Origin of the sequence: Actinoplanes sp. NPDC049316 (genome assembly GCF_040677315.1) — a bacterium.
GTDB lineage: Bacteria > Actinomycetota > Actinomycetes > Mycobacteriales > Micromonosporaceae > Actinoplanes.
Genome location: NZ_JBFAQM010000026.1, coordinates 1 through 13,165 on the forward strand (window position 1 = coordinate 1; position 13,165 = coordinate 13,165).

The 13,165-nt window shown below is 72.2% G+C and carries 11 protein-coding genes; 2 read left to right on the top strand and 9 right to left on the bottom strand.

From position 1 onward, the window contains the following. Positions 1–91 precede the first annotated feature (91 nt). From AB0K03_RS30385 to AB0K03_RS30395, 3 genes are all read right to left on the bottom strand, one after another. Positions 92–2,410 carry a polyribonucleotide nucleotidyltransferase gene (locus AB0K03_RS30385; RefSeq protein ID WP_364691737.1) on the bottom strand — a complete coding sequence of 773 codons (2,319 nt, stop codon included), beginning with the start codon at positions 2,408–2,410 and terminating at the stop codon, positions 92–94. 193 nt (positions 2,411–2,603) lie between these two features. Further along, positions 2,604–2,873, bottom strand: a complete 270-nt coding sequence (gene rpsO, locus AB0K03_RS30390) for a 30S ribosomal protein S15 (RefSeq protein ID WP_249611526.1) — start codon at positions 2,871–2,873, stop codon at positions 2,604–2,606. A gap of 159 nt (positions 2,874–3,032) precedes the next feature. Further along, positions 3,033–3,965 carry a bifunctional riboflavin kinase/FAD synthetase gene (locus AB0K03_RS30395; RefSeq protein ID WP_364691740.1) on the bottom strand — a complete coding sequence of 311 codons (933 nt, stop codon included), beginning with the start codon at positions 3,963–3,965 and terminating at the stop codon, positions 3,033–3,035. A gap of 79 nt (positions 3,966–4,044) precedes the next feature. Here AB0K03_RS30395 and AB0K03_RS30400 point away from each other — a divergent pair, with 79 nt between their 5' ends. Together AB0K03_RS30400 and AB0K03_RS30405 are read left to right on the top strand one after the other, a co-directional pair. Continuing rightward, positions 4,045–6,663, top strand: a complete 2,619-nt coding sequence (locus AB0K03_RS30400) for a response regulator (RefSeq protein ID WP_364691743.1) — start codon at positions 4,045–4,047, stop codon at positions 6,661–6,663. Then, on the top strand, positions 6,660–7,067 hold the full coding sequence (locus AB0K03_RS30405) for a response regulator (protein ID WP_364691746.1): 408 nt from the start codon (positions 6,660–6,662) through the stop codon (positions 7,065–7,067). The genes AB0K03_RS30400 and AB0K03_RS30405 overlap by 4 nt, the downstream gene beginning before the upstream one ends. On the opposite strand, the gene truB is transcribed toward AB0K03_RS30405, so the two are convergent. The 6 genes from truB to AB0K03_RS30435 all read right to left on the bottom strand — a co-directional run bounded on the left by truB (position 7,064) and on the right by AB0K03_RS30435 (position 13,113). Continuing rightward, a complete protein-coding gene (gene truB / locus AB0K03_RS30410; RefSeq protein WP_364691749.1) occupies positions 7,064–7,945 on the bottom strand; it encodes a tRNA pseudouridine(55) synthase TruB in 882 nt (293 codons plus the stop codon). The two genes, AB0K03_RS30405 and truB, sit on opposite strands and share 4 nt — an antisense overlap. 24 nt (positions 7,946–7,969) lie before the next feature. Further along, on the bottom strand, positions 7,970–9,289 hold the full coding sequence (locus AB0K03_RS30415; RefSeq protein ID WP_364691751.1) for an MATE family efflux transporter: 1,320 nt from the start codon (positions 9,287–9,289) through the stop codon (positions 7,970–7,972). 444 nt (positions 9,290–9,733) lie between these two features. Continuing rightward, a complete protein-coding gene (locus AB0K03_RS30420) occupies positions 9,734–10,771 on the bottom strand; it encodes a bifunctional oligoribonuclease/PAP phosphatase NrnA (protein ID WP_364691754.1) in 1,038 nt (345 codons plus the stop codon). After that, a complete protein-coding gene (gene rbfA / locus AB0K03_RS30425) occupies positions 10,768–11,232 on the bottom strand; it encodes a 30S ribosome-binding factor RbfA (RefSeq protein ID WP_364691757.1) in 465 nt (154 codons plus the stop codon). The genes AB0K03_RS30420 and rbfA overlap by 4 nt, the downstream gene beginning before the upstream one ends. A 528-nt stretch (positions 11,233–11,760) precedes the next feature. Continuing rightward, on the bottom strand, positions 11,761–12,054 hold the full coding sequence (locus AB0K03_RS30430) for a DUF503 domain-containing protein (RefSeq protein WP_364691759.1): 294 nt from the start codon (positions 12,052–12,054) through the stop codon (positions 11,761–11,763). Between the two features lie 33 nt (positions 12,055–12,087). Then, positions 12,088–13,113 (bottom strand): SAM-dependent methyltransferase, encoded by a 1,026-nt coding sequence (locus tag AB0K03_RS30435; protein ID WP_364691762.1) that lies wholly within the window; start codon positions 13,111–13,113, stop codon positions 12,088–12,090. Positions 13,114–13,165 lie beyond the last annotated feature (52 nt).

Consider the following 13,165-nt stretch of genomic DNA (forward strand, 5'->3'; position numbering starts at 1 on the left):
GTTCCCGGCCGCCGGCCGGCTGTTTTTGGTTTCACCCGGGGCCGGCCCTCGGGCCCGCCCCGCGATTCGTGCTCGTTGTCATGTGGAGCGATTAGCCGCGGTCACCGCTCGGGCGGGACCGGCGCCGGCGAGGCGCGTCGCCGCCACCCTCGCGGTCGCCGCGGGGAGCACGCTCCTCGCGGGGCTTGTCCGACGCCGCGGGAGCCGCGGCACCCTCGGGAGCCGCCTCGCCCTCGGGGCGGACCTTGTCGAGGTAGATCTTGCCGCGGTTGTCGATGTCCGCGATCGAGACCTCGACCTTGTCGCCGACGTTGAGGAAGTCCTCGACCTTCTCGACGCGCTTGCCGTCGCCCACCTTGGAGATGTGCAGCAGGCCGTCGCGGCCGGGCAGCAGCGAGATGAACGCGCCGAACGCGGCCGTCTTCACCACCGTGCCGAGGAACTTGTCCCCCACCTTCGGCAGGGTCGGGTTGGCGATGGCGTTGATCCGCTCGACCGCGGCCTCGGCCGACGGGCCGTTGGTCGCGCCGACGTAGATCGTGCCGTCGTCCTCGATGGAGATGTCGGCGCCGGTCTCGTCCTGGATCGCGTTGATCGTCTGGCCCTTGGGGCCGATGACCATGCCGATCTTGTCGACCGGGATCTTCACGCTGGTGACGCGCGGCGCGTACTCGCTCATCTCGGCCGGGCTGTTGATCGCCTGGTCCATGACCTCGAGGATCGTCGCGCGGGCGTCGTGCGCCTGCTGGAGCGCGCCGGCCAGCACGTCGGACGGGATGCCGTCGAGCTTGGTGTCGAGCTGCAGCGCGGTGACGAACTCGCTGGTGCCGGCGACCTTGAAGTCCATGTCGCCGAACGCGTCCTCGGCGCCGAGGATGTCGGTCAGCGCGACGTACTGCGTCTTGCCGTCGACCTCGTCGGAGATCAGGCCCATCGCGATGCCGGCGACCGGCGCCTTCAGCGGCACGCCGGCGCTGAGCAGCGACAGCGTGGAGGCGCAGACCGAGCCCATCGAGGTCGAGCCGTTGGAGCCGAGCGCCTCGGAGACCTGGCGGATCGCGTACGGGAACTCCTCGCGCGAGGGCAGCACGGGCACGAGGGCCCGCTCGGCCAGCGCGCCGTGGCCGATCTCGCGGCGCTTCGGCGAGCCCACCCGGCCGGTCTCACCGGTCGAGTACGGCGGGAAGTTGTAGTTGTGCATGTAGCGCTTGGACTTCTCGGGCGCGAGCGTGTCCAGGGCCTGCTCCATGCGCAGCATGTTCAGCGTGGTGACACCCATGATCTGGGTCTCGCCGCGCTCGAACAGCGCCGAGCCGTGCACCCGCGGGAGGATGCCGACCTCGGCGGTCAGCGGGCGGATGTCACGCGGGCCGCGGCCGTCGATGCGGACCTGCTCGCGCAGTACGCGCTGGCGCACCTCGGTCTTGGTGACCGAGCGGAACGCCGCGCTGATCTCCTTCTCGCGCCCCTCGAACCGGGCGTCGAGCAGCTCGTGCGCCTTGGCCTTGACGCGGTCGAGGGACTCCTCGCGCTCCTGCTTGGCGGCGATCTTCAGCGCCTCGGCGACCTCCTCGCGGACGGCCTCGACGACCGCGGCGTAGACGTCGTCCTGGTAGTCGAGGAAGACCGGGAACTCCTGGACCGGCTTCGCGGCGACCTCGGCCAGCTCGCTCTGCGCGCGGCACAGCTCGCGGATGGCCGGCTTGGCGGCCTCGAGCCCGCTGGCGACGACCTCCTCGGTCGGCGCGGTGGCGCCGGCCTGGATCAGCTTGACCGCCTGCGGGGTGGCCTCGGCCTCGACCATCATGATCGCGACGTCGCCGTCGGCGGTGACCCGGCCCGCGACCACCATGTCGAAGGTGGCGCGCTCGAGCTCCTCGAGGGTCGGGAACGCGACCCACTGGCCCTCGACGTGCGCGATCCGGGTCGAGCCCACCGGGCCGCTGAACGGCAGGCCGGAGAGCTTGGTCGACATCGAGGCGCCGTTCATGGCGACGACGTCGTACGGGTGCTGCGGGTCGAGCGCGAGGATGGTCTCGACGACCTGGACCTCGTTGCGCAGGCCCTTGGTGAACGACGGGCGCAGCGGCCGGTCGATCAGGCGGCAGGTGAGGATGGCGTCCTCGCTGGGGCGGCCCTCGCGGCGGAAGAACGAGCCGGGGATGCGCCCGACCGCGTACATCCGCTCCTCGACGTCCACCGTGAGCGGGAAGAAGTCGAAGTGCTCCTTGGGGGTCTTGCCGGCCGTGGTGGCCGACAGGACCGTGGTCTCGCCCAGCTGGACGATCACCGAGCCGGCGGCCTGCTTGGCCAGCCGGCCGGTGGAGAAGACGACCTCGCGGGTGCCGAACGAGCCGTTGTCGATGACGGCGGTGCGAGATTCGGTGCCGAGAGCTTTCTGCTCTGTCATGTGGTGCGGTACTCCTTCGTCGAGGACCCGGCGGTCTCTACAGCGCGGTTACAGCGTGGCCGGTCTTCGATCGAAGTGCCCGGGATTCAGCCCGGGAACCACTACCGAGGACCGGTGCCGTCTCTTACTGCGGCCGCGCGGGTCCGGTGGTAAAGCTCGGGGGAGCGGCCACCTCGGCCACTCCCCCGTCAGGTCATCGGCGCAGGCCGAGACGCTCGATGAGCGTCCGGTAGCGCGCGATGTCCTTCTTCTGCACGTAGTTGAGCAGGCGGCGGCGACGACCCACCAGCAGCAGCAGACCACGACGGCTGTGGTGGTCGTGCTTGTGCACCTTGAGGTGCTCGGTGAGGTCGGCGATCCGCTTGGTGAGCATCGCGACCTGAACCTCGGGAGAGCCGGTGTCGCCCTCCTGGGTCGCGTACTCGCCCATGATCTTGGTCTTGGTCTCTTGGTCGAGCGCCATGTTCTCCGTGATTCTGTGTTGCCGGTGAAGTGCGGTATCCCCGCGGCCCGCGGCGTCGGGCAGGCAGGCGGGACCGTGGACGGAATAAGCCCATCCGGGGCCAACCTTACCAGGCCATCCGACCGCCCCACCCGCCGCCCAAAAACGGACTCAAGGCCGTCAGCGCAGCAGCGCGCGGGTCTCCTCCACGTCCAGGCGGATCTGCGCGATCAACGGCTCGATGCTGGTGTATGTGCGCTGCTCCCGCAGGTGCGCGACGAAGTCGAGGCTCACCCGTTCGCCGTACAGGTCGCCGTCGAAGTCGAGGACGTAGGCCTCGACCCGGCGCTCCCGGCCGGAGAACGTCGGGTTGGTGCCGACCGAGACGGACGCCGGCAGCGGGCCGCCGCGCTCGCCGCCGCGTACCAGCCAGGCCGCGTAGACGCCGTCGGCCGGGATGGCCGCGTACCGGTGGCACATCAGGTTGGCGGTCGGGAAGCCCAGCTCCCGGCCGCGCTGATCGCCGCGGACCACGACGCCGCCCAGGCGGTGCGGGCGCCCGAGCGCGGCCGCCGCGGCCGCGACGTCCCCGGCGTCGACACAGCTGCGGATGTACGTGGACGAGAAGACGAGCCCGTCCTCGGCCACCAGCGGCGCCTCCTCGACGGTGAACCCGAACGTGCGGCCCAGCCGGGCGAGCAGGGCGAGGTCGCCGGCCGCCTTGTGGCCGAAGCGGAAGTTGTCGCCCTCGACGACCACCGCGGCGTGCAGCGCGTCGACGAGCACGTCGTGCACGAACTCCTCCGGGCCCAGGTGCGAGAAGGCCGGGGTGAACGGCACCACGCAGAGCGCGTCGACGCCCATCTGCTCGAGCAGCTCCGCCTTGCGCACCGGTTCGGTCAGGACCGCCGGGTGGGAGCCGGGCCGTACGACCTCGGCGGGGTGCGGGTCGAAGGTCACGACGACGGACTGCAGGCCCATGTCCCGGGCGCGCTTCACGGTGTAGCCGATGATCGCCTGGTGGCCGCGGTGCACGCCGTCGAAGACGCCGATCGTCACGACGGACCGGCCGAACCCGCCCGGCACCGCCTCGTAGCCGCGCCACCGCTGCATTCCCGCGCCTCCCCTGTACGTCCCGGGCGTAAGAGTATCGGTCTGCACGACTGCCTGAAACGCTACAGTTGATCCCGATATGCACATTGACTGGAGTGCGTTCATCCTGTTGACGGCGGAATTCACCTTCGTCGTCCTTTTCGTGCGGGCGCTCCTCGGCTACCTGCGCCGCCGCGACCCCTTGCAGCGGGACGCGACCCTCGTCTTCCTGCCGTGCACGCTGCTGTTCTGCGCCGACGTGGCCCGTCGCATCCAGGGTGAGCTGCCCGGCTGGGTGGGCCTGGTCACCATCACCGTGCTGCTCGCGCAGCCGTACCTGACCGTGCGGCTCGCGAGCCGGCTGCGGGCGGTGCCCCGCTGGCTGCACGTCGCCACGTTCATCGTGTTCCTGGCTGTGGCCGTACCCATGCTGTTCGTGCCCCGGCCGTTGCCGGTCGGCTGGCTGCTCTTCGCGGTCGCCGGCTTCTTCGCCAGCGAGCTCATGGCGGCCGCCCTGCTGTACGGCAAGGCCCGGACGAGGTCCGGGGCCAACCGGGCGCGGCTCACGATCGCCTCCGGCGCCACCGTGGCCTTCGCCGTGATGATCGTGCTCATCGGCGCCGCCGCGCTCCCCGGCGCGGACCCCGCCTTCGGTGCCGCGAACCGGATGCTGGCGCTGCTCTCCGGCGTCGGCTACCTCATCGCGTTCGTGCCGCCCCGCTGGCTGCGCCGGGCCTTCTCCGCCTCCGCGGCCCAGTCGGTGACCGAGCGCCTGCTGCACGCCGACGTCGCGACCCCGGAACAGGTCTGGCAGACGTACGCGGAGATCATGCGCGTGCAGACCGGCGCGGACGCCGTCGCCGTGCTGATGCCGCGCCCGGACGGCATGCTCGCCCCGATCGGCTATGCGGGGCCGCCCCTGAGCATGCCGGAGGACCTGGGCGCGACCGACCTCACCGCGCTCATCGGCAGCGGCCGGCCGGCCCGCCTGCGGGAAGGCGGCGACGCCCTGGTCCGGCACTTCGGCGACGACCTGGGCGACGACTTCGTGACGCTCATGAGCATGCCCGTGCCGCCCGACGCCGAGGGCGCGGTGCTGCTGTTCAACCGGCACCGCAGCCTGTTCAGCGACGACGATCTGCGGCTGCTGGCGCTGCTCGGCGGCCAGGCCGGCATCCTCGCCGAGCGGCAGGGCGTCCTGGCCGCGCAGCACCGGATGGCCGCGGAGCTGAGCGCGTCGGTGGAGGCCCTGACCCGGGCGAGCCAGGCCAAGAGCGCGTTCCTGGCCAACATGAGCCACGAGCTGCGGACCCCGCTGAACGCGATCATCGGCTTCAGCGACCTCATGCGCCTGGAGGAACCCGACGGCGACCGCAGGCGGGTCCCGGCCGACTGGGTCGAGCACATCCACACCAGCGGACGGCACCTGCTCGGGCTGATCAACGACATCCTGGACCTGGCCAAGGTCGAGGCCGGGCGGCTGGACCTGCGCCTGGCTCCGCTGCGCGTCGACACCGCGGTGGAGGAGCTGCTCACCGGGCTGTCACCGCTCATCACGACGAAGGAGCTGTCGGTCGTCACGGCGCTGCGGCCGGCCACCGCGACCGCCGACCGGGTGCGCTTCCGGCAGATCGTCGAGAACCTGCTGTCCAACGCGATCAAGTTCACCCCCGAGGGCGGCCGGATCACCGTCACCACCTCGGTGGAGGCCGGCCGGGTGACGGTCACCGTCTCGGACACCGGCGTGGGGATCGCGCCGGCCGATCACGACCGGGTGTTCGAGGAATTCCAGCAGGTCGGCGACCCGGACCGGCAGCGTGCGGGCACCGGCCTCGGGCTCGCGCTGACCAAGCGCCTCGTCGAGGCCCACGACGGGGAGATCTCGCTGGTCTCGGCGCCGGGTGAGGGCAGTTCCTTCACGGTACGGCTACCCACGGCGCCCGAGGTCCAGCCCGCGACGGAGAACCGCCACGACGAAGGCGCGCGGGTGCTGCTGGTGGAGGACGACCCCCAGGCGGCCGAGCTGCTGAGCACCCAGCTGCGCAACGCCGGCTACCACGTCGACGTGGCCGGAACGGGCGAGACCGCGCTGTCCGCAGCCTGCGAACGGCCGCCGAACGCCATCGTGCTCGACGTGGCGCTGCCCGGCATCGACGGTTTCGAGGTGCTCCGGCGGCTCAAGGCCGACCCGCGGCTGGCCACCATCCCGGTGTTCTTCGCCACCATCATCGACGAGCCGCAGGCCGGCATCGCGCTCGGCGCCGACGACTACTTCGTGAAGCCGATCGACCAGGCCGCCCTGCTCGGCGCGCTCGCCCGGTCGATCGCCGCCCGGCCCACCCCGCGGGTGCTCGTGGTCGACCACGACGAGGGCGTACGCCGGGCGATCGAGGACGGCCTGCGCGCCGGTGGCGCCGACGTGGTCGCCGTCGCGGACGGCCGCGACGGGATCGCGCGAAGCAGGGAGGGCCACTTCGACCTCATCGTCTGCGAGATGCAGGCGCACGAGGACGACGGGTTCGACATGATCGCCGCGCTCGAGCAGGATCCCGCGACCCGCGACGTCCCGGTGGTGGGCCTCGCGCCGGCCGCCGGGGACGCCTCGCTGGTGGCGCTGGCGGGCGGCGTGGTCGCCACCGCCATGGCCGGCGGGGCCGGCTCGCACAAACTCGCGCCGCTGCTGGGCGTGCGCGCCGACGTCGACAAGGAGCAACCGTGACGGCCGAGAATCCGCGCATTCTGCTGGTCGAGGACGAGGAGCTGAACCGCACGCTGGTCAAGGCGGTGCTCTCCCGGGCCGAGATCGCCGCCGTCCGGGCGGCCGAGGTGCTGGACGCGCCCACCCTGGCCGCCGCGCGGAACCGGCTGGACGCCGAGGACGTCGACCTCGTCCTGCTCGACATGAACCTGCCCGACGGCAACGGGCTCTCGCTCGCCGGCGAGCTCGCGGCGGGCACGGCGACGGCCGGCCGCAGGCGCCCGGCGGTGGTGGCGGTGACGGCCAGCGTGCTCCCCCAGGACCGGGCGGCGGCGCTGCAGGCGGGCTGCGACGGGTTCCTCGACAAGCCGTACGCGGCCGCCGACCTGGTCGCCGTCGTCGCCGAGCACCTCTCGAAGCGTTAGGCCGGCGCCAGCACGATCTCGGCGCGCGCCTTGCCGCCGCGCTCGGAGACCACGGCCAGCACCTCGCCCTGCGGGTCGAAGACGGCGTACGGGCCCTCGATGCCGACCGGTTCCAGGGGCCCGCCGTGGCTGAGCACCCGCGCCTCGTCCACCGTGGCGTCGCGGCGGGGGAACGCCCGGCCGGCGGCCTCGGCCAGGGACAGCGACACGACGTCCGGCGCCCGCTCCTCGAGCTGCTCCAGCGTCGCCGCCTCGGCCAGGGTCATGGCACCCACCGCCGTACGCCGCAGCGCGGTGAGGTGCCCGCCGACGCCGAGCCCCCGGCCCAGGTCCCGCGCGATGGCCCGGATGTACGTGCCGCTGGAACAGGTGACGTCCACGTCCACGTCGACCACGTCACCCGAGTGGCGAACGTCCAGCACGTCCAGGCTGTGGATCGTGACCCGGCGCGCGGCGAGCTCGACCTCCTCGCCGTCGCGGACCCGCTTGTACGCCCGCTGCCCGTTCACCTTGATCGCGCTGACCGCGCTGGGCACCTGATCGATCTCGCCGACCTGAACCGCCAGCCCGGCCCGTACCGCCTCCTCGGTGACGTCGGCCGCGGACACCGTGGCGGTGACGTCGCCCTCCGCGTCGTCGGTGACGGTCGACTGGCCCAGCCGGATCGTCGCGAGATAGCTCTTCCGCGAGCCGATCACGTACGTCAGCAGCCGCGTGGCCCGGTTGACGCCGATGACGAGAACGCCGGTGGCCATCGGGTCCAGCGTGCCGCCGTGCCCCACCCGGCGGGTCTTGGCCAGCCGCCGGATCCGCGCCACCACGTCATGGGAGGTCATCCCGGCCGGCTTGTCCACAACGATGAGACCGTCGGTGTTCACGGCGTCCACCCAACCAGACGGCGGTCAGCGGGTGACGCCCAGGACCGCCCAGCGCGAACCCCGCCACCGCACGAGCAGGGCGACGAGGCGGACCAGGGTGAACACCGCGAGGCCGGCCCAGACACCGGGCAGGCCCCAGCCGAACGCGTACGCGAGCCAGATGAGCGGCAGGAAGCCGCCGAGCGCGCCCACCAGCGTCATCGTGCGCAGGTAGCCGACGTCGCCCGCGCCGATCATCACCCCGTCGAGGGCGTAGACGACTCCGGCGAACGGCAGCATGCCGACGAACCAGGGCCACACCACCGCGGCCTGGTCGTGAACGGCCCGGTCGCCGGTGAACAGCCCGGGGATCACGTCGGCGCCCGCCGCGGCGAGCACCGCGAACGCCAGGCCGGCGATCCCGCCCACGACGGTCACCCGGCGGGCCACCTCGCGGGCCGCCCGGTCGTCGCCGGCGCCGAGCGCGGCCCCGACCAGCGACTGGGCGGCGATGGCCACCGCGTCCAGCGCCAGCGCGGCGAAGAACCACAGCTGGAGCGCGATCTGGTGGGCGCCGACGGCCGCGACGCCGAACCGGGCGGCCACGGCGGTCGCGGACAGCCAGCACGCCTGGAAGGCCGCGCCGCGGATGAGCAGGTCCCGGCCCAGGATCAGCTGGTTGCCGATCACCGCCGGGACCGGGCGCAGGGGTGCGCGCTCGCGGACCAGCGCCCACAGGAAGAGCCCGCCGGAGAGGCTTTGCGCGACGACGTTGGCGACGGCGGAACCGGTGAGACCCCACCCGGCCGGGTAGACCAGCAGCGGGCAGAGGACGGCGGAGAGGACGTTCGCGCCGAGCACGAAGTACAGGGGGCGGCGGGTGTCCTGGACGCCGCGCATCCAGCCGTTGCCGGCCGCGGCGAGGAGCAGGCCGGGCGCGCCGAGCACGGCTATGCGGAGCCATCCGGCGGCGGCCTCCGCGGCCTCCGGATCGCTCGCGAGGGCATGGGCCAGCGGGCCGGCGAACAGCTGCGCGAGGACCACCAGCAGCACGCCGGTGAGCAGCGCCAGCCAGGACGCCTGAACCCCTTCGGCTACGGCCGCCGTACGGTCACCGGCGCCGAACCTGCGGGCCGCGCGACCGGTCGTGCCGTACGCCATCAGCGTGCCGAACCAGACGGCGAGCGACATCACCGTGCCGCCTACCGCCACCGCGGCCAGTTGGACACGGCCGAGATGGCCCACCACGGCCGTGTCGACCAGGACGTAGAGCGGCTCGGCGGCCAGCACCACGAGGGCCGGCAGGGCGAGCGCGGCGATGCGCCGCGTGAGGGTGCGGTCGGCGATCACGGCGGACGGGCTCATGGAACCCCATGATGCCCGCCCTGCCGTAAGGATCGCAAAGGGCTCGGCCAGTTACGTTCCAGCCGGCCGGCCGGGTCTTACTGGCGCGTGTCCAGGGACGTCTGCAGGGCGCGGCGGGCCTGCTCGCGGGCGTCTTCGGACTGCTGGGGCTTCGGCTTGGCGGCCATGTCGGTGGGTCCTTCCACGCAGGATCGGTCGAGCGGGGCGTCGCGGGGGCCGGTCCGGGATCGCCGGAGGCGGAGCGGGGCAACGCGGCCCGGACGGGTGCATCCGGGTGGCTCGAGGTCTTCGCGGCGGCCCAAGGTCGTGACCGTGCAAAAACCAAATCACCGTTAACTCAAACTATCGTTCAGTCCCGCTGTGTGCCCCGTACATCCCGCAGAACGGGACGCCGAAACACGACAGGCCGGCCCGAAGGCCGGCCTGTCCCGCTGTTCGATCCGCCTATGCGATGAGATGCGCCGCCAACTGCTGCCGTACGGAGAACACGACGTCGCCCGGAGTCCCGTAACCGGTGAACCCCGCCGCCAGCCGGTGCCCGCCGCCGCCCAGCGCCACCGCCACGGCGCTCACGTCCACCGCACCCTTGCTGCGCATGGACACCGCCCACTCGGCGTCGCCGGTCTGCTTCACGACCACGGCCACGTCCACCTCCGCCACCGCCCGCACCGGGTCGATGAGCGCGTCCAGCACGTACGGCCGCTGCCCGTGCCGATCCAGATCCTCGAGCGTCGCGTACGTCCACACCATGCCGTGCCCCGCTGCGGCGGTCGGATCCAGCTGCGCGCGCCCGAGCACATCGGCGAACAGCTTCATCGCCCCGAACGGCCGGCTGTCGAAGATCCGGCGCGAGATCTCCCCCGGCCGCAGCCCGGTCGCGATCAGCCGGGCCGCCATCTCGTGCACCCGCGGCGTGGTCATGTCGAAGCGGAACGAGCCGGTGTCGGTCGCCAGCGCCACGTACAGGCACTCGGCGATCTCCACGTCGAGCGGCACGTCCAGCCGCCGGAGCAGCTCCTCGGCGACCACCGAGGTGGCGGCCGCGGTGGCGTCGACCAGGTTGACGCCACCGAAGCCGGTGTTCGAGGCGTGATGATCGAGCACCACCGTCGCGCCGGCGGTGCCCACCCGGTCCACCAGGGCGCCCAGCCGCGACTCCGACGCCACGTCGAAGACCAGGACCAGATCCGGGTCGGCGTACGCCTCCTCCTCGGGCACCAGCAGGTCGAGGCCGGGCAGCGCGGTGAACGGCTCCGGGATCTCGAACGGCCCGGGGAAGGTCGCCTGCATCCGGCGCACGCCCAGCCGGCGCAGCCCCAGCGCGAACCCGAGCATGCTGCCCAGCGCGTCCCCGTCGGGATTCACGTGGCAGATCAGCAGCACCCGGCCCTCGGCGGCCAGCTCGCGGATCGTCCGCGCCGCGGCGGCCCAGTCCGCGTCCGAGATGTTCGCCGGTACGGTCTCCGCGACCGCCTCCGTCACCGTTTCTCCTCGGCGACCACCCGTTCGTCGGCCTCGTCCTCGTCCTCGGGCTCGGCCTTGTACGGATCCGGATCCCCGGCGTACTGCTTCCCGGCGGCCAGCCGCTGCACCTCGGCATCCCGATGCCGCGCCGCGGCCAGCAGGTCGTCGATCTCCTTGGCGTGGTCCAGCACGTTGTCCAGGACGAACGTGAGGCTCGGCGAGTGCCGCAGCCCGAGCGCGTGCCCCACGCGGCTGCGCAGCATGCCCTTGGCGCTCTCCAGCGCGGCGGCGGTCGAGGCCTGCTCGGTCTGGTCTCCCAGCACGGTGTAGTACACGTGGGCGTCGCGCAGGTCGCCCGTGATCCGGGCGTCCGTGACCGTCACCATGCCGAGCCGGGGATCCTTGATCTCGCGCACCAGCGAAGCCACCAGCTCCCGGACACGCTCCGCGTGCCGGCGCGTCTTGGCCGGGTCCGACATATCGCCCACCTCCGACAACCGTGCCTCAAGGCCGGGACCAACCCCGGCCAACGCCTGAGAGCCTACCCACGACCGCCCCACCCCGAACGTCCCGCCGGTCCGTCCCGCCAGGCCGCCCCACCAGCGCGCCCGCCACCCAGCGGAGGGTCACTGCACCCTGCCGCCACGGCGCCCCGGCACCTGCCACAATCCGCGCACCGGCGGCGGCCGCACCGCAAACGGCTCCGATCGCCCCCACACGCGGCACCTGCGGATCGGCGGGACGCGCTGGCGACCGCTCCGCAAGCTGCTCCGATCGCCACCACACGCGGCACCTGCGGATCGGCATCGAACGCGAACCCGACAACGGCTACCACCGACGCGATCGGCCAGCCGATCGATCACGCCCGCACGAACCGACGATCAACCCAAGCGCCGACGCCACGACCCGCGCTGCGGACGAGGCCGGGCTGAACGCACCGTGCCGGAGCGCGACCGGACCCGCCCAGCGGAACCACAACGGCTTCGGGGGCAACCGGAGCAACCAGCTCAGTCGTCGTCCCCGTAGAGACGCCGTCGAACGGACAGCAACTCGATCTCAGGCCGCCCAGCGACCTGATTCTCACAGCTGTCGACGACCTCACGCGCATGCGACGGCTCAGCCGCCACGACAGCCACCCCGATCAACGCCCGCCCGTGCAGGTCGTGCATCCCCACCTCGGCCGCGCTGACCTCGAACTTGCGCAGCATCGCGATGATCGGCCGTACGTAGGCCCGTTTCTGCTTGAGCGAGCGGGAGTCACCGGGCAGGAGCAGGTCAAAAACCGCAGTCTCCGTATACATCAGGGAGCAGCGTACGCCCGCCCACCGACAAGATCACCCGGGTTTGCGCGCCACCACGACGTCGCGTTCGATGCCCTGGTCGACGCGGTGGCTGAGGTCTTCGTGGGCGACGAGCTGGAGGCCGTTGGCGAGCAGGATGTCCTCGGCGAGGTCACGCTTGGCCACCTTGATGTTCCAGGACAGGCCCATCGCCCCGCCGGGGCGCAGCAGCTCGACCCACTGCGGTACGGCGCGTTCGAGCAGGTCCAGCGGCCGCCGGGAGATGCCGCCCTCGTCGTCGTGGCTGCCGTGCGCGATGCCGTACGGCAGATCCGCGACCACGACGTCGGCGCAGTTGGCGCGCAGCAAACCGTCGAGCTGGGTGGTGTCGGCGTGCAGCACGGTGACCTTCTGCACGACGCCCGCCTTGTGGTCCTCCTTGCTGGCCGCCAGCGTCACCTCGAGGCGGCGGGCGGCCCGGCGGCCCTGGCGGCGTACGGGCACGAGCTCCGCGGTGTGCTTGAGGCGTTTGCGCTTCAGCCATGTCTGCAGGAACAGCTTGTACGCCTCGACGTCCTTCCCGTCGATCTCCACGCCCAGCGCGTCGTACCCGTACATGAGGGCCTGGTTGAGCGTGGTCCCGCGGCCCGCCAGCGGGTCGCAGACGGTGAGCTGCTTGTCGAGCATGCGTCCCGCGGAGGCGGAGGCGAGCAGGGTGAGATTGAGCAGCAGCTTGGTGAACTGCTCGTTGGTCTTGCCGGCGTACTTGGGGATCGTGATGAGGTCGCTGTCGAAGCGGGCGAGCGGGCTCAGCGGTACGGGCCGCAGCAGGTCGTCGCCGACCCGTTCGAAGAGCGCGTAGCCGGCGGACAGGTTCGACAGGTACGCGACGTCCCGGTCGGTGAGCTCGCCCGTGAAGGTCAGGTAGCCCACGCCGCCGATCGGGGTCTCGTCGATCTCGCTCAGCGGCCCGGTGAGCACGGGCGAGAAAGCGGCGAGCTCGGCCCGGGAGAGGCGGCCGGCCTGGTCGGCGTAGACGCGGTTGGCGGAGGGAGCGAGCAACAGGGCGTAGCGGGACATCTGAGTAGTAAAGACAACGGCCCCCGGTGCCGGAGCACCGGGGGCCGACGTC

What these genes read in the sequence shown, in the direction of transcription:
- AB0K03_RS30400 (WP_364691743.1), top strand. Translation starts at nt 4,045, where the DNA reads ATGCACATTGACTGGAGTGCGTTCATCCTGTTGACGGCGGAATTCACC.
- AB0K03_RS30430 (WP_364691759.1), bottom strand. Translation starts at nt 12,054, where the DNA reads ATGTATACGGAGACTGCGGTTTTTGACCTGCTCCTGCCCGGTGACTCC.
- AB0K03_RS30435 (WP_364691762.1), bottom strand. Translation starts at nt 13,113, where the DNA reads ATGTCCCGCTACGCCCTGTTGCTCGCTCCCTCCGCCAACCGCGTCTAC.
- AB0K03_RS30395 (WP_364691740.1), bottom strand. Translation starts at nt 3,965, where the DNA reads ATGCAGCGGTGGCGCGGCTACGAGGCGGTGCCGGGCGGGTTCGGCCGG.
- AB0K03_RS30385 (WP_364691737.1), bottom strand. Translation starts at nt 2,410, where the DNA reads ATGACAGAGCAGAAAGCTCTCGGCACCGAATCTCGCACCGCCGTCATC.
- rbfA (WP_364691757.1), bottom strand. Translation starts at nt 11,232, where the DNA reads ATGTCGGACCCGGCCAAGACGCGCCGGCACGCGGAGCGTGTCCGGGAG.
- rpsO (WP_249611526.1), bottom strand. Translation starts at nt 2,873, where the DNA reads ATGGCGCTCGACCAAGAGACCAAGACCAAGATCATGGGCGAGTACGCG.
- AB0K03_RS30415 (WP_364691751.1), bottom strand. Translation starts at nt 9,289, where the DNA reads ATGAGCCCGTCCGCCGTGATCGCCGACCGCACCCTCACGCGGCGCATC.